This is a genomic window from Microcoleus sp. Pol7_A1 (assembly GCF_036701085.1).
In the GTDB taxonomy this organism is placed as follows: Bacteria; Cyanobacteriota; Cyanobacteriia; order Cyanobacteriales; family Microcoleaceae; genus Microcoleus; species Microcoleus asticus.
The window spans coordinates 42,165-61,204 of sequence record NZ_JAUBQD010000001.1; the positions used below are offsets into that span (position 1 = coordinate 42,165).

At 44.9% G+C, this 19,040-nt stretch carries 18 protein-coding genes; 13 read left to right on the forward strand and 5 right to left on the reverse strand.

The genetic code is table 11. The features are described from left to right. Positions 1–82: 82 nt before the first annotated feature. The 4 genes from QUA20_RS00230 to QUA20_RS00245 all read left to right on the forward strand — a co-directional run bounded on the left by QUA20_RS00230 (position 83) and on the right by QUA20_RS00245 (position 3,326). Positions 83–871, forward strand: a complete 789-nt coding sequence (locus QUA20_RS00230; protein ID WP_333184200.1) for a hypothetical protein — start codon at positions 83–85, stop codon at positions 869–871. Between the two features lie 42 nt (positions 872–913). Further along, a complete protein-coding gene (locus QUA20_RS00235) occupies positions 914–1,675 on the forward strand; it encodes an HIRAN domain-containing protein (RefSeq protein ID WP_333184202.1) in 762 nt (253 codons plus the stop codon). Between the two features lie 334 nt (positions 1,676–2,009). Further along, positions 2,010–2,708 carry an aquaporin Z gene (aqpZ, locus tag QUA20_RS00240; protein WP_333184204.1) on the forward strand — a complete coding sequence of 233 codons (699 nt, stop codon included), beginning with the start codon at positions 2,010–2,012 and terminating at the stop codon, positions 2,706–2,708. A gap of 129 nt (positions 2,709–2,837) precedes the next feature. Then, a complete protein-coding gene (locus QUA20_RS00245; RefSeq protein ID WP_333184206.1) occupies positions 2,838–3,326 on the forward strand; it encodes a gluconokinase in 489 nt (162 codons plus the stop codon). Between the two features lie 222 nt (positions 3,327–3,548). Here QUA20_RS00245 and QUA20_RS00250 read toward each other — a convergent pair whose 3' ends face one another. Next, complete coding sequence (locus QUA20_RS00250) at positions 3,549–4,526, reverse strand: carbohydrate kinase (RefSeq protein ID WP_333184208.1); 978 nt, start codon at positions 4,524–4,526, stop codon at positions 3,549–3,551. A 451-nt stretch (positions 4,527–4,977) separates the two neighbouring features. Here QUA20_RS00250 and QUA20_RS00255 point away from each other — a divergent pair, with 451 nt between their 5' ends. The 6 genes from QUA20_RS00255 to QUA20_RS00280 all read left to right on the forward strand — a co-directional run bounded on the left by QUA20_RS00255 (position 4,978) and on the right by QUA20_RS00280 (position 9,971). Continuing rightward, entirely contained in the window at positions 4,978–5,253 is a 276-nt protein-coding gene (locus tag QUA20_RS00255) for a photosynthetic electron transport-dependent transcriptional regulator PedR (RefSeq protein ID WP_333184210.1), read from the forward strand. A gap of 34 nt (positions 5,254–5,287) precedes the next feature. Beyond that, on the forward strand, positions 5,288–5,569 hold the full coding sequence (locus QUA20_RS00260; RefSeq protein WP_172191697.1) for a hypothetical protein: 282 nt from the start codon (positions 5,288–5,290) through the stop codon (positions 5,567–5,569). Positions 5,570–5,769: 200 nt separating this feature from the next. Beyond that, a complete protein-coding gene (gene hisS / locus QUA20_RS00265; protein ID WP_333184212.1) occupies positions 5,770–7,044 on the forward strand; it encodes a histidine--tRNA ligase in 1,275 nt (424 codons plus the stop codon). 198 nt (positions 7,045–7,242) lie between these two features. Further along, positions 7,243–8,013 carry a Uma2 family endonuclease gene (locus QUA20_RS00270; protein ID WP_333184214.1) on the forward strand — a complete coding sequence of 257 codons (771 nt, stop codon included), beginning with the start codon at positions 7,243–7,245 and terminating at the stop codon, positions 8,011–8,013. Positions 8,014–8,109: 96 nt separating this feature from the next. After that, complete coding sequence (locus tag QUA20_RS00275; RefSeq protein ID WP_333184217.1) at positions 8,110–9,243, forward strand: DNA cytosine methyltransferase; 1,134 nt, start codon at positions 8,110–8,112, stop codon at positions 9,241–9,243. A gap of 80 nt (positions 9,244–9,323) precedes the next feature. Next, positions 9,324–9,971, forward strand: a complete 648-nt coding sequence (locus tag QUA20_RS00280; RefSeq protein ID WP_333184219.1) for a hypothetical protein — start codon at positions 9,324–9,326, stop codon at positions 9,969–9,971. 51 nt (positions 9,972–10,022) lie between these two features. On the opposite strand, the gene QUA20_RS00285 is transcribed toward QUA20_RS00280, so the two are convergent. Together QUA20_RS00285 and QUA20_RS00290 are read right to left on the reverse strand one after the other, a co-directional pair. Continuing rightward, entirely contained in the window at positions 10,023–11,234 is a 1,212-nt protein-coding gene (locus tag QUA20_RS00285) for a class I SAM-dependent methyltransferase (RefSeq protein ID WP_333184221.1), read from the reverse strand. A gap of 222 nt (positions 11,235–11,456) precedes the next feature. Beyond that, positions 11,457–12,641 carry an NAD(P)H-quinone oxidoreductase subunit H gene (locus QUA20_RS00290; RefSeq protein ID WP_333184223.1) on the reverse strand — a complete coding sequence of 395 codons (1,185 nt, stop codon included), beginning with the start codon at positions 12,639–12,641 and terminating at the stop codon, positions 11,457–11,459. A 57-nt stretch (positions 12,642–12,698) separates the two neighbouring features. Here QUA20_RS00290 and rsmH point away from each other — a divergent pair, with 57 nt between their 5' ends. From rsmH to QUA20_RS00305, 3 genes are all read left to right on the forward strand, one after another. Further along, positions 12,699–13,601 (forward strand): 16S rRNA (cytosine(1402)-N(4))-methyltransferase RsmH, encoded by a 903-nt coding sequence (rsmH, locus tag QUA20_RS00295; protein ID WP_333184226.1) that lies wholly within the window; start codon positions 12,699–12,701, stop codon positions 13,599–13,601. A 565-nt stretch (positions 13,602–14,166) separates the two neighbouring features. After that, positions 14,167–15,840: a SpoIIE family protein phosphatase gene (locus QUA20_RS00300; protein WP_333184229.1), complete on the forward strand. Its 1,674-nt coding sequence runs from the start codon at positions 14,167–14,169 to the stop codon at positions 15,838–15,840. A 499-nt stretch (positions 15,841–16,339) separates the two neighbouring features. Beyond that, positions 16,340–16,762: an ATP-binding protein gene (locus QUA20_RS00305; protein WP_006633914.1), complete on the forward strand. Its 423-nt coding sequence runs from the start codon at positions 16,340–16,342 to the stop codon at positions 16,760–16,762. 345 nt (positions 16,763–17,107) lie between these two features. Here QUA20_RS00305 and QUA20_RS00310 read toward each other — a convergent pair whose 3' ends face one another. Both QUA20_RS00310 and QUA20_RS00315 read right to left on the reverse strand, forming a co-directional pair. After that, positions 17,108–17,542, reverse strand: a complete 435-nt coding sequence (locus QUA20_RS00310) for a nuclear transport factor 2 family protein (protein WP_333184232.1) — start codon at positions 17,540–17,542, stop codon at positions 17,108–17,110. Positions 17,543–17,882: 340 nt separating this feature from the next. Then, on the reverse strand, positions 17,883–18,845 hold the full coding sequence (locus tag QUA20_RS00315; RefSeq protein WP_333184235.1) for an orange carotenoid protein N-terminal domain-containing protein: 963 nt from the start codon (positions 18,843–18,845) through the stop codon (positions 17,883–17,885). Between the last annotated feature and the right edge of the window lie 195 nt (positions 18,846–19,040).

The following is a 19,040-nucleotide window of genomic DNA, read 5'->3' on the forward strand; positions in this document are numbered from 1 at the left end:
CCCCTACAAATCTATATGAATGATCTAGACACGATAACTAGAATAAAATCAAAATAACTATATATCTCAAATGTAAAAAATTATGGTAACTCATCAGATTTTACGCAAGATGTCTGCCGCAATTGTCCTATTAGCTGTTGCCCTATCATGCAGTTCAACTACGACAGTAACTCAAGCACAGAAAAAAGCAGAAAATCTACAGCCACAGGTTGCTTACGACGATTTAATCGTTGACCATGAATCAGAATATATTATGATTCCAGTTATCCTATCTAGCGCTGAAAAAAAATCTGGACACAATCCTATCTCATCAAAATTAAGTTTTTCAAAGAACCGTCGTATGATTGGTTATAATATGATTTTTTATAACAAAACTAACGGGGAATCTAATATTTTATTAAACAGAAAAGCGTTAATATCTAAATTTGAATATCTGTTAGGTAAAAAAAAGCCAGGAAATTCCAGCAATCAAAATGGACAAACAAGTCAACCCAAGCAAAATCCCTCAAAAAAAGTATCCAGCAAGCCTCAGGATCAATTGCTATTGTTTCATATCATAGATAGGGACACAAATGCTGATGGCAAACTTGACGATGCAGACGCGATCGTTGGATATTTATCTAACTTGGCAGGCAAATCGCTTCAGGCAATCACTCCGCCCGATACCCAGTTAATGAGTTGGGTATTTGATGAAAAGAGCGACGGGATTTTTGTTACAATTAGAAAAGACTCGGATGGCGATCGCAAATTTACCGAAAAAGATGATATAGATTTTGTCCGAGTGAATGTCAGCAAACCCAATGTTGGCCAAGAGATAATCGACGGTAAAACTCGGCAAGAATTGCAAAAAATTATTATTAATTCAAAGTAAACATACGGTGGGCTACCTACTTGAATTGACAGGAGATTTGCTTTGAAAACACTATTTTTGGCTTGGCAAAGCCCGGGCAGCCGTTCTTGGTTTCCGATTGGTCTATTGACATTTAACGGTAAAGAATACCGATTCAGTTATACAAAGGGTGTTCTAGAAGCTCAGCTTAAGTGCGGGTTTGGCCCCTTGCCATCTTTCCCTGATTTCAATAAGGTTTACACTTCACAGAAACTGTTTCCCTTGTTTTCCAATCGAGTGATGCCGCGATCGCGCCCTGACTACCCTGAATTTGTACAGTGGTTGAATATCCCTCAACACGAAGATGACCCAATTGCTTTATTGGCCCGCAGCGGAGGGAAACGGGTAACTGATAATTTTGAGGTATTCCCATGTCCCGAACCGGATGAAAATGGACGTTACCGCATCCATTTTTTTGCACATGGACTGCGACACCTTCCCAAGCCGGCAATTGAACGGATTAATGGGCTTCAAGTGGGCGAACTTTTGTATTTAGCCCACGAATTTCAAAATCGGCACGATTCCTCTGCTTTGCTTCTGTGTACTGAAGATCGCTGGATTGTAGGCTATTGTCCGCGCTATCTTTGCGGGGATATTTTGAAAATTATCTCGCAGGATCGAGAATTGGTGCGCGTAGAAGTCGATCGCCTCAATCAACCCCCAACGCCGCTACAGTTCCGCTTGCTGTGCAAGATGACCGCCGATTGGCGAGACTTTCGCCCCTTCTCCAATCCGATGTACCAGCCGGTTAGCAGTGATGTTTTAGCTGCAAGTGCGATCGGATAATCAGCAACAATAAGTAAAATTACGATTGCATAATTAGGCAAGAAGTCAAGTTAATTATTGTGAATTGAATACAGAAGATTGCACAATTTATACAAATAATTGGCTAAATATTGACATTTTTCCTCGAATGGAGTATGTTTGAGCTAATTTATCGATTTCAAATTCCGCATTCTCAGTTAAGCCCATACAAATTCTGAAAAGTAGAGCGTAACAATCCTAATGCTTTCCATTAGGATTGTTACGCTTCATGAAAGAAATTGGAACTCTATTTTTTAGAGTTAGAATTGGTCGGGTTGCGAAATTGACCGAACATAAACTTCAGAGAATTGTGAGTATGAACAAAAAAATAAAGATTGGGGTGGCTGAAGCTTTTGGTACTTTTGTGTTGGTATTAGGTGGATGTGGCAGTGCGGTTTTAGCTGGAGACAAAATCGGCTTTTTGGGAGTGTCGATCGCCTTTGGTCTATCCCTCTTAATCATGGCTTATACGATCGGGCCTATCTCTGGATGCCACATTAATCCGGCGGTAAGCATCGGTTTAGTAGTTGCCAAACTGATCGATGCTGTTTTGCTTCCTTATTATATAGGCGGTCAGATTGTAGGGGGAATTTTAGGCGGTCTTGTTTTGTACATGATAGCATCAGGAAAACCGGGTTTTGATGCGGCGGCTTCGGGATTTGCATCTAACGGTTTTGGAGAACATTCTCCCACTGGTTACGGACTTTTGGCAGCAGCTTTGACGGAAATTGTACTGACTGCTTTTCTGTTATTTACAATCATGGGTACTACCCATCCCAAATATCCCGTCGGTTTTGGCGGAATTCCCATCGGCTTGATGCTGGTGTTGATTCACTTAGTCGGAATTCCCATAACCAATACTTCTGTTAACCCAGCTAGAAGTATCGGTGTGGCACTTTTTCAAGGCGGATGGGCAATCCAACAGTTGTGGGCGTTTATTGTATTCCCAGTGCTTGGTGGAATTATCGGCGTTTTGGCTTATAATTTCATTAAACCGACTCTGGAAGAAATTTGATCTAGAATCAAAAATAAACCGGGTTTATTGAATTTTTTAGGGTGGTAGAATTCATCCGGCAACTTAAGAAACCCGGTTTGTCGATCGCACAACTCGATGAGATTGCAAGTATTTCGGTAAATAAGTGCCATGATTACGATCGTGATGGGAGTCTCCGGTTCTGGCAAAACTACTGTTGGCAAGTTGCTGGCGCAATCTCTAAATTGGGATTTCAGCGACGCCGACGATTTTCACCCATCAGCTAATATCGAGAAAATGAGTCGGGGCATTCCTTTAGAAGATGCGGATCGCGTTCCTTGGCTATTAAAATTGCAAGCTGCAATAGACAGGTGGCTGTTAGAAAATAAAAATGTCGTGTTGGCTTGTTCTGCTTTAAAAGCATCTTACCGCGAAATTCTCTGCCGCGACCCACAGCGGATGAAAATAGTTTATCTCAAAGGTTCTTTTCAGTTATTGTCAGCCCGGTTAGCAAGTCGCGAAAATCACTACATGAAAGCAGACTTGTTGTTAAGTCAGTTAGACACTCTCGAAGAACCACAAAATGCAATTATCATAGATGCTTCGCAGCCGCTAGACATAATCGTGCGCCAAATTAGAAATCATCTGATGTGCGGTTAATTGCCCACAATAAAACCTATAATACCAAATCTGGCTTAAATACCTGTTTATTTTTTAGTTCCTCTGAGCTAGGACGAGAGTTTGTATAGTAGGAGTTCAAACGCCGAGTCTTATCGAGGGTTTTTAACGCGGGTTTAGTATAAGAGTTATTTTTTTTTGAGCAACCGGGTTTCTGAACCAAATTTAGCCCCCTCTCCGTTTCCGGGGGAGAGGTTTGGCGTGCTAATGTTTGTACAAATACAAGAAAGCTTCTACTTCAGCGGCAGTTGGTTGAGATCTAATTGCCCCGGGTTTCATCGCTGTCATCGCACCTACCGCGCTCGCATAAGTTACAATTTTTTTTGTTATTTCTGACTCGGCTAAACTCTTAATTCCCACCTTGCACAATTGGCTGACAAAACCAGCCAGAAACGCGTCGCCGGCACCTGTTGTATCCTCAACATCTACTCTAAAGGCGGGGATTTTTCCTTCATTTTCCGAGAGACAATAGGCGCAACCTTTCTCGCCTGCAGTCACCAAAACGCCTTCTACGGAATCGAGGCGGTAGGTAATAGCTCCAGCATCAGTAGTTGCAAACAACCATTCGGCCTCTTCCTCAGATAACTTGACAAAATCAACTTTTTTTAAGATTTTTCTAATGTGCGCTTTTGCTTCGTCTGGATTTGGCCAAAACACGGGACGCCAATTGATGTCAAGTATAATTTTAACATCGTACTGTTCCGCTAGTTCGATCGCTCGGGCGATCGCGTCTCGACTTTCAGGATAAGCTAATTCTAAAGTGCCTAGCACTAAATAGTCGGCATTTTCAAATAGCACGTCGGGTAATTGTGCAGCGAGAAGACGGGTGTCGGCAAAATCCGCAGTATTGAATTCGCCAAAACCGGCAAAATTTCGATCGCCCGCTTGATTCCGCAAGACATAAACTTGCCGCGTCGGCGCACTTGGATGGCGCTGCACTCCAGCGGTATCAACCCCTACTTCTTGCAATACCTCCACTAGGGAATTCCCCAATTCATCCCCACCTACAGCACCGATAAATCCCGCAGCCGTCCCCAATTTAACCAAAGCGCAGGCAACATTAGCAGGAGCACCACCGGGATATGCAGTCCAAGATTCTACCTCTTCGAGAGATACTCCTGGTTTGTCTGCTAAACAATCAAATAAAATTTCACCCAGACACAGAACGCGAGGATAAGTCATATGAATTTTAGATGTTAGATTTTAGATTTTAGACTAGCAGTAGACAGGTCAATAATTATTTTTAACCCTTCCCAGAAAAATTGCCAGCTATTTTTTAATCGCTGCTCTTATAATATCAGACCTACTGATACTGGCAGTTACTCCCTTAAGGGTGAAGTTTAGTGCGGGCCTATTATTAGTTTTACGTGCAAACATCTGCGGGTTTTGCTGCCCGGATGTCAGATGCGGCCAGGTAAAGGGAGCATCCGCTACCCGGCTCGCCTGCAGTGCAAGTGGCTGTGGCTGCGCGTCTTGCTGTGGTGGCGCTGGGTTTGCACTTTTTCCGATTCTACAAGAGAGTTGGTGCTTGGGGTCCAAAAGAGTAGCACAGTAAATTTAATTTTCTCTTCATACTTCATCCCTCATCCTCTAGAATTGTAGATAGGTAAATATGCAGACATAGGAAAAATTTATGAGCGGGATCGTCTCTGGTACCCCTGTCACCCTGTCGGACAGAGAATTGCAAGTGGTAGAGTTAGTAGCGGCGGGATTGACTAATGAGAAAATAGCCGAAAAGTTAGAGATTAGCAAGCGTACAGTTGACAACCACATTAGCAATATCTTGAACAAGACGCGCGCCGACAATCGAGTTACGCTGGTACGTTGGGCGTTGCAGTGGGGGAAGGTATGTTTGGACAATATTAATTGCTGCCCTCTACCGCGGCCGCTCGATAAAGAAGTATCTTAAGTAGGGGTTCTGGTTGGGGACAGGCAAAGAAATGATGCAAACGGCACAAGAAAAACAACTCCGCTACCAAATTCAATGCCCTGGATTGCCGCTGGCGGTGTATCGCGAAGTGGCGGCCCATTTGCGTCAAGTTGAAGGGGTGCAAACCGGTTTAATTCCGCAGCAGTCGCAGCGGTTTAATTACGGCGACAGCCAAATTGGGGGTTTGTGGATACAGTATCCTGAAGGGTTCGATTTGGCAGGTCGCGAGCGGGTCGATCGCATTTTGGCTTATTATGGCGATCGTTACGGAGCTTGGGAATTATTAAGTCATTAGTCATTAGTCAGCAGTTATTAGTCATTAGCTAAGAGTTAAGGACACAGACCTAATGAATACAGAAGTTATGAGCTGCTTAGTTAAAAGGCTATTTGCTAACAACTTTCATACGAGTTACTTTCATACCAATGACCAATGATTAATGACCAATGATTAATGACCAATGATTAATGACCAATGACCAATGACTAACAAAATGAATGAGTGCAATTAAAACTTTAACGGGAACGCGAGATATTTTGCTCGATGAAATTCGATATTGGCAAAATGTCGAAGAAGTGGCTAGAACAATTTTGAAAAAAGCGGCTTATCGGGAAATTCGGACGCCGATATTTGAACAGACATCTTTATTTGAACGCGGCATCGGCGAAGCTACCGATGTCGTGGGCAAAGAAATGTACACTTTTAAAGATAAGGGCGATCGATCGATTACTTTGCGTCCAGAAGGCACCGCCGGAGTAGTCCGAGCTTTTATTCAAAATAGTTTAGAAGCTCAAGGTGGATTGCAGCGTCTTTGGTACGCGGGGCCGATGTTTCGCTACGAACGTCCTCAGCAGGGACGGATGCGGCAATTTCACCAAATTGGCGTAGAAGTTTTGGGAACTGCCGATCCGCGGGCGGATGTGGAGGTAATTGCGATCGCCTGCGATATCCTGCAAACTATCGGTTTAAAAAATTTGCGACTCGATATTAACTCTGTCGGAAACAAGGAAGACAGACAAAATTATCGGCAAGCATTAATCGATTATTTTACACCGCACAAATCCGAATTAGATGCCGATTCCCAAGACCGCTTGACTCGCAATCCTCTGCGGATTTTGGATAGTAAAAATGAACGAACTCAAGAAATTGTAGCTGGTGCGCCGAGTATTTTGGACTATTTGGGAGAGGAATCGCGATCGCACTTCGAGCAAGTGCAGCAAATGCTCACCAATTTAGGAATCAGCTATCAGTTAAATCCCAGATTAGTGCGCGGTTTAGATTACTATACCTACACAGCATTTGAAATTATTTCTGACGATTTGGGAGCGCAAGCAACAGTCTGCGGGGGCGGCCGCTACGACGGTTTAGTTAAGGAATTGGGCGGCCCAGATACCGCAGCAGTCGGTTGGGCAATGGGTATGGAAAGGCTGATTATTCTGCTGCAAAAGTTGCAACCATTGCCCGCGCCGAATTTAGATTTCTATTTGGTGTCCAGGGGAGAAAAAGCAGAACAGCAATCCGTCTTGTTAGCTCAAAAATTGCGGAGTGCGGGGTTTATTGTAGAGATGGATTTGAGCGGCAGTCCTTTCAGTAAACAGTTTAAAAGAGCAGTTCAAAGGGGCGCCGCTGCGTGTTTAGTTTTGGGAGATACGGAAGCTGAAAACGAGACGGTACAATTGAAGTGGTTGGCGAGTGGTGAACAAAGTGCGATCGCCCAATCAGAACTACTAGCAATGACCACCGAACTACAGCAGAAAATTAACAACCCTTAGAACTCTCGGTTTTAGCCCAGTCTAGATTTCCCTAAATCCCCCTTAAAAAGGGGGACTTTGAATTCCAATCCTCTCGTTACCAGGCTCTGCCTGGTAACGCATATCCAGAGGCTTTGCCTCGTCATTAAGCCATTAACATGAATCCCAAAAACCAAGAGATATAATTTAAGCCTTAAAACATTTAACCTCTGATAAACTATGTCTGTAGCAACTAAAAATCCTGAAACACAACTCACAATCACCTGGCCGCTACTACCAGAAGATTTCCAACTACCAGACGACCCCGTGGAAGACGAAAGCCAACCATTATTAGCTGCAGCTTTGCGCCAGCCGCTAACAGCATTTCCTGAATTAATGCAGGATGCCTTAATTGTTTCCAACTTTGCCTTGTGTGCCGGCATAAGTTTCCCAGGTTCAAGCAGCGACGAACAGCGCATTATCTGCAAAGCGCCAGATTGGATGTACGTGAAACCCGTCAATCCAAAAAATGTCTCGCAAGTCCGCCGCAGTTACACGCCACACACAGAAGGAACCATCCCCCAAATCGTGATGGAATTTCTTTCAGAAACCTATGGAGAAGAATACTCGGTTGAATTTACCTCGCGGGTGGGAAAGTGGTTTTTTTACGAGCAAGTAATCAAAGTACCCCGATACGTCATATTCCGAGCGAAAACAGCTCATTTAGAAGTTTACGCTTTAGAATCAGAGCACTACAACTTGCAAAAACCTGATGAAAACGGACGTTATTGGATACCGGGATTAAACTTGTTTTTAGGAATGTGGGAAGGAACGCACGAAGGGAGAACAGGCTGTTGGTTGAGGTGGTGGGATGCTGAAGGCGAGTTGTTGCTTTGGTCGGAAGAACGAGTAGAACAAGAACGCCAGCGGGGCGATCGCGAACGACTCCGCGCTGAAAGATTGGCAGAAAAATTGCGTCAAGCGGGAATCGAGTTAGATGACGAAGAGTGAAATATCAATTGATGAGTCGAGTTCGATCGTGTTTTGGTATGATGACACTCTTGTGGTGCCGGCATCCAGCCCGCCCTTGGCTAACTTTGTACTCCTATGTTAATCGAACGTCTCCAGCCGATCGCCTGGACAAAGAAACCGCGACTCATATCCTTATTTTCTGGTTGCGGCGGCATGGATTTGCCATTCCACCAAGCCGGATTTGAGGTAGTTTGGGCGATCGACTCCAATAAATACGCCTGCAAAACTTTCAGCAGAAACATTGCTGATGTCATCATCAACGACAGCATAGAAAATATAGACATTGCAGAAGTTCCCGAAGCGGAAATATGTATAGGAGGGTTCCCCTGTCAAGATTTCTCTCTGATTTGGAAGCGCCCCGGCCTTGAAGGAACCAGAGGCAATTTATATACATACTTTCTCGATTTTGTCAACAAGAAAAAGCCCAAAGCTTTTGTAGCAGAAAATGTCAAAGGCTTATTAAGTGCCAATAATTATCAAGCAATAAAACAAATAATTTCTGACTTTGAAACTATCGCTCCGGGCTACTTAGTTAAACCTAAACTCTACAACTTTGCTGATTACGGAGTTCCCCAATTTCGCCAAAGAGTGTTATTAGTTGGCATTCGGATGGATACAGGATTTAACTTTGTGCATCCTCAGCCAGAATACGGTATAAATCGCAAAAATCATTATCGAACTGCGGGCGAAGCACTCAAAAATGTAGAAACAGTTATTGACAATAACAAACATCATAAAATTCATTCCCGCACCGTTGAAATTTTAAATCGAATTAAACCTGGAGGCAATTTTTCTGATATTCCCAAGGACAGTCCATACTATGTCAAAGGCATGATCAGTCACGTTTATCGGCGAATTCATCCAGATAAACCATCATCGACAATTATTGCTGGTGGAGGTGGCGGAACTTGGGGTTATCATTATTTAGAACCGCGTTCTTTGACAAATCGTGAAAGAGCAAGATTGCAAACATTTCCCGATGATTTTGTTTTTGAAGGTTCTACGACTGAAGTGCGGCGACAGATTGGCAATGCAGTGCCGCCGCAGGGAATTGCTGCTGTTGTGGAGTCTTTGATTCCGTTATTTAAGGGGGATTATCCCCAAGTTGATTTATATGAAATGAGTAAAAAGTTGCAGGGTATGTCAATTCAGGAACGATTAAAATGGGCTGAATTAGAGGTATCCGAGCAGAGTTTACAGTTAATTTGAAATGGGGCGGTAGATCTGAGGCTTAACATTAGCTGGCTCTGGGTTTACGATTAAATAAAATACATAAGGAGGGAAAGTCAATGATTAAGTTTGATAGAGGTCACTACACCGATTTTAAATTGCCCAGTAACTCAACTATTCCAGAGCAATTACAGCAAACACTTCAGACGGTTTGGAACAGAAAATATGACGATTTATACGAAACAGGTGGAAAGTGCAATGTAGAAGAAGCTTTTGTAGAAGTAATGACAGCCTTTGGAATGCCTAATAATCCAATATCCCATCAGCGATACGTCTATATGGCTTATGGAATAGCATTAGCAGCTCAACCGACGATTAAACATTACTTTCCTGAAGAACACAAAGCTGATATCGTTGAAGGAATTGTATCTTGTTGGCTGAAGGATAGTTGTGAAATCCCAGAAACTTGGGCCGATACGTTGTTTCCTAATATCAACAAAATCGGAAAATATCAAGCTAGTAACGAAGCTTATAATATCTTCTACGGCTTGCTGCAAACACTCAATACGAAAACAGCTTATAAGGCCATCTTAGATATTCTGTATGATGGGATTACTGGTGATGCCATTTCTGGTTTTACTGAAGCCAGACGAGATCTGTTTAATTGGTGGCTGATCGAAGTAATTCCTGCTGGTTATTGTTTAAAGCTGCCATCTACTTTATATTCGAGAAAATGGGAATTTCCACCACTGAGTCAGTGCGCTTAAGTAATGACCAAAGTAATTGGAAAAAAGTGCGTGTTGCGTATTAAAGTTAACTTAAGGCACTGTGAAACCTTTGATTGAGCGCACTTTTTCCTCCTCCTTCAACCCCTTACACTGCACCAAAACCCCAAAACCTCCCAAACCCATCGGATCGATCAACTGATGCAAAGCCTCCCGTCGGCGCAAAAACGTTGCCACATCCAATACTTCCGCATCATTTGTAGACAGAGAAGCAATACGATCGCCCAAACCCAAGGCCATCAAAAACAAAGCCTGCTGAGTGAACCCCACCGTCTCCAAACCGCACAATTCACCTTGCCTTTCCAGCGCCGTAAAATTAACATGAGCCGTTAAATCCTGCCGCCCCACATTAATATAAGGATTATTGTGATATCGGTGGCGATAATAACACTGTAGCGTCCCCTCCCTGCGCCTCGGATTGTAATAGCGGTGCGCCGGATGGCCATAATCAATAGTTAACAAATATCCCCGCTGCAACTTTTGAGCAACTGTACTCATCCAGTCCAAAGCCGCCAAATTCACCTCACTTCGATAACCATCTCCATAAACACTTGCCAACAAATCGATGCCCACAAAATCAAAATATTCGGCAATTTTAGGCGTGGAAACTTCGCCAAATACTTCTATAAAATTTATTTCTTCTTGTAGACTTTTTTGTATTTCTGCGGTTACGTAAATCTCCCTCACTTGCGCTTGTTCCAGAATAATTTGATGCACGGGCAAAGCATCCACTAACTCATTAGAAAAAAAACAACCGACAATTGAGTTATTAACTATCTCATCCCAATTGCACCACTTAACACACTTGATTTCGGCTAACCTTTGCCGCTGTTCCGCTTGGAGTACAGGGGAAACTTCAATAATAATGTATTCTAAAATATGAAATAAATCGGGATATTGTATTTGCAGATATTGCAGAATATTTTCGGCGAAAGTCCCCCGTCCAGCCCCCATTTCTACGACAGTAAAAGGATGAGGCTTGCCGAGCAATTCCCACATTTCCACAAACTGCTCTGCCAAAACCTCGGCAAAATCAGCACCCCAATGAGACGACGTGATAAAATCGCCTTGTTTGCCGATCGACTGGCGATCGCTATTATAATAACCGTGCTGCGGATGATATAATGCCAAATCCATATATTCAGCAAAAGTAATACGCTGCTGGGGGCTGGCGGCAATTCTTTCGCAGATTAAAGCGCAGAGCTCCGGGTTGCTGTCATTGATATCTGATTGCTGAATTTTCATAATTTACCGAATCAAAGTTGATGTTATTTCATTTATGAAGAAGAGATTTTTTTATTAACCGCAGAGGGCATAGAGGAAGAGAGAAGAGAGAAACAAGGTACATTTTAGCTGCGTTAATAGCAAAATTAATCGATATCTATCCGCGTTTATCTGCGGTTGAAAAAAATTAACCCGGTTCCACAAAAAAACCGGGTTAATTTATCAGATAAAAACCGACCAAACCTACCTATCAACCGAGCCCATAATAATGTCGATACTCCCCAAAATTGCCACTAAATCGGCAATCTTCACGCCGCGCACAATGTGAGGCAAAATCTGCAAATTATTAAAATCCCCAGTCCGAATCTTCCAGCGCCAGGGAAACACACTATCATCCCCGATAATATAAATCCCCAACTCACCCTTGCCACTTTCAACGCGGACATAATGTTCGCCCTTGGGAATCTTAAAAGTCGGCGCAACTTTTTTGCCAATAAACTGATAGTCAAAACCATTCCATTCTGATTTTGGCCCGCTTTCTAAGCGCTTGGCTTCCAAATTCTCGTAAGAGCCACCGGGGAGTCCTTTCAAGGCTTGATAGAGAATCTTAACCGACTCGCGCATCTCCCGAATCCGCACCACATACCGGGCCAAACAATCGCCAGCAGCTTCGGTACAAACTTCCCAGTCGAAGTCGTCGTAACATTCGTAATGGTCAACTTTCCGCAAATCCCACTTAACGCCGGAAGCGCGCAACATGGGACCCGACAGTCCCCAGTTAATCGCTTCTTCGCGAGAAATAGTACCCAGGCCTTCAATCCGGCGGCGGAAGATTGGGTTGTTGGTAATTAAACGTTCGTACTCGTCAATTTTGGGAACGAAATAATCGCAGTAATCTTGGCACTTATCAACCCAACCGTAGGGCAAATCGGCGGCAACTCCGCCGATGCGGAAATAGTTGTTATTCACCATGCGATAACCTGTGGCTGCTTCCCACAAGTCTAAAATCATCTCGCGATCGCGCATAGTATAGAAAAAAGGAGTTTGCGCCCCCACGTCCGCCAAAAACGGCCCCAACCACAACAAATGGTTAGCAATCCGGTTCAACTCCAGCATGATTACCCGAATGTAACTCGCCCGTTTGGGGACAGCAATATTCGCCAACTTTTCCGGCGCATTTACTGTCACCGCTTCGTTAAACATCCCCTCCGCATAGTCCCAGCGGCTCACGTAGGGCACGTACATCACGTTGGTGCGATTTTCGGCGATTTTTTCCATCCCGCGGTGCAGATAGCCCAAAACAGGCTCGCAGTCCACCACGTCTTCCCCGTCTAGGGTGACGATTAGCCGGAGTACCCCGTGCATGGATGGGTGGTGCGGCCCCATGTTGAGCACCATCGGTTCGGTTCTAGTCTCAATTCTTGACATAATTAAATGAATTAATGATTACTAGCTATTGTTGATTTTTGTTTGGCTTTTATGATTATGAAGGATATCGAGCTCTCTGAGAAGGATACCCCTGGATCAGATGTCAGTATTGACACCTATCACGTTCCTGTTTTGGGTCAAGAATTAATTGCGGGTTTAGCAGTGCGTCCAGGCGGGCACTATTTGGACGCGACGCTTGGGGGCGGCGGACACACGAGTTTGATTTTAGCGGCGGCGGCTGATGTTACAGTGGTGGCGATCGACCGCGACGAACAAGCCATCCGTTTTTGCCAAGCCCGATTTGCCAACTCCCCCGTTGAGTTTTGGCACGGCAATTTTGCTGAATATCAGTCCCCAGAGGCCGAATTTGATGGTATCATAGCAGACTTGGGCGTCAGCTCGGCTCAGTTCGATACACCGGAACGAGGATTTAGTTTTCGCCACCCAGCTCAACTAGATATGCGTATGAACCAGCAGCAATCTTTGACGGCAGAAGAGATTATCAATCACTGGGAAGAAGTTAAACTAGCAGATATTATTTACAAGTACGGCGAGGAGCGACTGTCGCGGCGCATCGCAAGGCGGATTGTGCAAGGGCGTCCTTTTCAAACTACAACAGAACTTGCAGGGGCGATCGCCTCCAGCTTCCCCCCCAAGCAGCGCAACGGCAGAATTCATCCAGCCACCCGCACTTTCCAAGCTTTAAGGATAGCTGTCAACTCCGAACTCGCTTCTTTAGAAACTTTCCTCCACCAGGCGCCAAGGTGGTTAAAACCAGGTGGGAGAATCGGAATCATTACATTTCACAGTCTCGAAGACCGACCGGTCAAGCACCAACTCAGAGGAACACCCAGTTTGCAGGTACTTACAAAAAAGCCGATCGGGCCGCAATCCGAAGAAGTAGCTAGAAATCCCCGCTCTCGTTCTGCTAAGCTCAGACTGGCAGAAAGATTAACTTGATTCGGCAGTAGTAATATGCTTGCTGCAAAAAGTTCAGAGATTAGGGGGACTAGAATGCAACAATCAAGTTTGATTCGGCAAAGATGTAGGGAATAGCGCCAACAACCCACCGCTAACCCTCCGGGTAAAGTGGGGCTTGAAATACAGCCGGTTTTGACCGCACTCAGGTAGCGATACAGGAGTTAGTAGTAAGTGTTAAAAATCACACCGAGGACAGCGGGCAGCTACTTAAGAGCTCTGCAATCAGAGCATTAATTAGTCATTTGGGAGGCTGGTGTGTTTATAAAAGTAGCGACTGCTAACACGGTCGTTGCTCCTATCAAAGCACGAAAGCTGACTCGGGAATTTTCCCTATTGAAGCGGCCTACCGAGGCGGGTTACAGTATCAAAAGCCTCTCATCTGTTGTGCGAACAGATGGTGCGAAAGGAATGCTCACCTTAAGGTAAAACGGGTTTCTTTTACTCAACTTGACGTAACTGATATGTTGCATATATCCAGCCCCCCTTTTCCTCCCGCCACCTTGCTGAATACAGCTATGGTGGGGGTTTTCAAGGGGGAAGAAAGATGAGTCGGGGAGATGGAAGCAAGCTGAAATTGATGGTAGTCGATGACGAACCCGATAACTTGGATTTATTGTACCGGACGTTTCGACGCGACTTTCAAGTTTACAAAGCAGATAGCGCCCTCAGCGCCCTGGAAGTTCTAGACCAACAGGGCGAGATGGCGGTGATTATATCTGACCAGCGGATGCCAGAAATGAACGGCACCGAGTTTTTGGGGAAAACTGTCGAGCGATTTCCCGATACGATTCGGATTCTGCTAACGGGATACACCGATGTTGAAGATTTGGTCGAGGCCATCAACTCAGGTCAAGTTTTCAAATACATCACCAAACCGTGGAATCCAGAAGAACTCAAATTGGTGATCAATCAAGCCTCAGAAACTTACAAATACTACAAGCAGCGCAGCGTTGCACTGCGCCGCGCTTTGCGCAAAGAATCTCTGTTCAATGAGGTAATGAGCGTGATTCGCGGGTCGCTAGATTACTCTAGTATGGTACAAACTATTGTTCAAACCGTAGGCCAAACTTTTGAAGCCAACTATTGTATGCTGCGGCCGGTAGAAGCCGATCGACTATTGCCGAGTACCTTCCCCTACCAAGCCCAAACCGACGAGGCCATTCACTTTTCTTTTGATGAAAATTTGCTGGTTCAAGCCGTAGCCAGCCGCCAAACTCAAGTGAACCAAAACAGTGGGGGGGACGGTAACTCGGTTGAGATTGCCGTGCCCCTGACTTACCAGCAAGAATTGCTGGCGGTACTGGCTTTGTCTCAGATTGGCGGAACTAACCCTTGGTCGGCAGAAGAGATAGAGTTAATAGAAGGTGTAGCAGCTCAAGCTGCTCTCGCCCTGTCTCAAGCTAAGCTATACCAGCGCACTCTGGATTTAGCCAAGCAGATGCAAAACGAGTTGGAAGTGGCCCGCCAAATCCAAACAAACTTGTTGCGCCAAAGTTGGCCGGATTTTGAAACTGTCAGGGTGCAAGCTTGCTGCTATCCCGCGCGGGAAGTTGGCGGCGACTTTTTTGAAGTCTACGTCCACTCTCAAGGGGATATTTGGATAGCGGTGGGAGATGTTTCGGGTAAGGGAGTTCCGGCTGCTCTATTTATGGCCAGCGCGATTTCGGTGATGCGGCGGGAACTTTCCCAAGAAGTTTCTCCAGAGCCCGATCGAGTTATGCACAATATGAATAGCAGTATGTCTGACGACCTGATCGGCAACAACCATTTTATTACAATGGTTGTTGCTCGTTACACTCCGTCAACGGGACACCTCGCCTTTGCTAATGCCGGTCACATTTACCCGATTGTTTGGTCTCACTCGGAGGTGAAAGCTCAAGCCGCTAGCGGTAAAACGCCAGCCGAGCCGAATTTCCTGAAAGCTCGCGGCATTCCCTTGGGGATACTACCAGTTTGGAGAGGCAAAGCAGGTACGATCGAATTAAAGTCAGGAGATGTATTTCTGCTGACGAGTGACGGGATTACTGAAGCTAGCGTGACCACTGAAGGGGTCGCAGGGGGTGTACCAACCCGTTCTATGCTACAACAAGAAGGGCTTTGGCAACTCTTGATTCAGGAGCCTGGTTCCTTCAACTTGGACAATTTGTTGGCTTACATCCGAGCCGACAATCCCGTTCAGGAAGACGACCAAACCATACTCTCTCTGGAGGTTCTCTGAATCTGTCAGCGAATCCCGACGCATAGTCGGGGGTGAGAGGCGAAACAACTGAAGCCCTGCTTGTTGACCGCCCGCACAGTAGTCCCGCAAAGGACTGCGTTACAGTCAACAGTAAAAAACCTAGCCGGCGATGGCGCAGCTAGTTTCCTGAATCGCTTTCCTGGGGGATTAAACACCTGTAAAGGGTTAAAGTAGAAGGCATTCGTCAGAAATAACCAACGCTTAAAAGCCAGGGATTGAAACAAAGATTTTTTATACCTCGCTGCTTGCAGTCTCGGTATAATTATCAATTGTTAATGGGGTTTATACCCATAACTAAAGTTTTCAACAACTATACTCTTAACTTCTGCCTTCTACCGAATGACGAATGCCTGATTTTTAAACAGAAAAGGCTGGTATCCCCCGAGTAGCGACAAGTATTGAGACCGAATAAATTCGGCGCGTCGTGTTTCATCCCTGGTCTGAAGACACAGGGTTTTCAAACTTACGGGATTTTTATATGAATACTGAGCTTCATGTGCCAAGCGACTTGCGGTTTTTAACAATTGTTGAAAATTGGTTGCTGAGCAGTTTGGAAGTTGAGCTAGGAGAGCACGTCGATTGGCCTCGTCAGTCGAATCGTTTGCGCTTGGTGTTAGCAGAAGCCTATTCTAACGTGATCCGCCATGCTCACAAAGATCAACCCAATTTGCCCGTGTTAATTCGCTTGAATTTAAAAAATAGGGATATTGGTTTAGAAATTTGGGATTACGGTAAAGGTTACGAAATGGATACTTACAATCCCCCGAGGCCGGAAGCTAAACAGGAAAGCGGCTACGGCTGGCTGATTATGAGCAGACTTATGGATCGGGTGGACTACACTTTGCAAATAGACGGTCGCAACTGTCTGAAGTTAGAAGCTAGTTTGCCGGAAAAATCTTAATTTGTCATGAGTCATTAGTCATGAGTGATTAATGATTGACAATGCACTTTTTGACTCGCTTTGGCTGTCTGTCGCAGGGTGCGGTGACAGCCACTTTTTCGTGAATAATCGTCGGCTCAACGCGAGACTGTAAGATTGTAGGGGTACAGTCCCGATCGCACAAATACCGCAGAAACGGGATTTTTATACCGTGAGTGGCACTTCACCAGAGATTTGGATAAAAACCCGGTTTCTGCCTCATTCTTGCGATAAAAAGCCGATTGACCTGTCGATCGCACAACTTTAGCTATTACGTGCGATCGACAGGTCAAACCAAAATAGACAATTTAAATGTGAAACACCTTATCAAACATCTAATTTCTTGTGTGACCGCAGATTTAGCAATTCTTGGGGAGAAGCTAACAGTTTGACGGTAACAGAAAGGATTTCTTGGTCAGAATTGAGCAAGAACAGCCATCCGACATTAACACCAAATGCGGAAGTTTGCACCCGACCGCTGACCTGAACTTCAACATTGCCATCTTCTAAAATTTGGCTAACACCTTTCTGGGGTTCTAGCTGCATTCCTCGCGCTTCTGTTTGTAGATAAGTAGCGATCGAGATGCTGCCGATAATTGGCTCTTCAAAAGGCGCGTGCATAACGCCGTCATCAGCAAATAAATTAGCCGTTGCTTCAAAATCGCCCGCGTTTAAAGTTTCAAAATATCGCAGTACCGTTGGATTTGTGATGCCGGCAATCGTTATAGAGCTAGTTAAAATAGGTGGAGTTGTTGCGGTCATAAAACAAGTGATTTCAGAGGAATAAATATACTGTAATCATTCTCTTTGTCGTAGCAAATCCCTCAAAAGATATAAGTAGAGTTAGGAAAATAATTCTCCGAAAAAAGGAGGAACCGGAGAGCATCGAACCCAGCTTTCAGATCGATCGACCACAATCAATACTAATTTCAAAAAACGCAAGTGTAAGCAAGCTGCAAACCCTTATGCTATCAGCCATTTCCAATCCTTCAATTCTTGAATCTAAAATCTAAAATCTAAAATCTAAAATGATCTAAACCCAGACACCTGCCGGCATCTGGGTTCCTGGGGAAGTCTGTTTGACAGACCGAACCAGAATATTCTATTTGCGCATCAAATTGAGCAATTCCTTAGGAGATGCCAACAAGTCGATCGCCACAAAGAAAATTTGGCCTTGGGGATCTAGCAAAAACCGCCACGCGATGTTCATGCCCACATTCGCGCCGAACCAGGGAGTTTCGACTTTGCCGGTGACTTTCACTTGTCGGTAGCCATCTTCTGCGGGTTCCGATACGCCTCGCTCCGGCATCATTTTCAGTCCGATGCACTCTTCCCGCATATAGTTGAGGATAGCTTCGCGACCGACGATCGGCTTTTGGAAAGGCGGTTGCAGGGCACCTTCTTCAGCAAATAAACCGACGGCTGGGGTGAAGTCGAAGGCGTTCATGTAGTCGATGTAGTTGAGGACAGTCTGCTCGCTGATACCCTCAATTTTGGTTTTCACCCGCTCTTCTGGAGCGGTGGGAGTGCTGCGAGGGGCAGAGCGTTTGCCGTACTCTTGGCTGAAATCGGGGTCGTAGCCCATGTGAACTACGGTGTTGCGAAGTACGGTAATTTGCTGACCCGGATCTAGTTTCTTGATTGTTTCTAGAACGGTGGTGGCTTCGGGAGACATTTGATAGCCAGCGGGGATCGGAGCCACAAGGCCCTGTTTCATCAACTGCCCCAACTCGTACCAGAAACCGAGTTTGGTGTTGACGCGCAAGGAAGTGTAAATCCGACCGATCGTGGTGTCTGCGTTGCTGGCTAGGTCAAACATAGTTTTGCTTTGAGCAGCCGGCGACATTTGCTTGATTTCGTTGAGTATGCCTTCGACAAGCGCCATGCTGGCTACTCCCGGTGCTGCTGCGGTGATGGAAATGCCCATTTCGGTGTAGGCATACCAGAGCAAGGCTAGTTGGTCTTCAACGCTGAGTTTGTAAAATGCTTCGGTGGTAGCCGGAACAATGCTAGCAATCTCAGTGTTGGAAAAAATAGATTGAGCTGATTGAATGCTAACTGCCATGTGTATTTTGTGAGATTTGTGATTTTAGTGAGGTACTTGATTTAGGGACTCTCAAGCTGCCTTGATTAAAAGTATGTAACGTTTTGTTAATTTTTGCAAATATAAATTACATATGGCTGAGTTATAAAACTATAATCAATGGTTTGGTAAATAGCGATCGCCATCACTAGACCGTGCGCCGAAGTAGTTTATTTA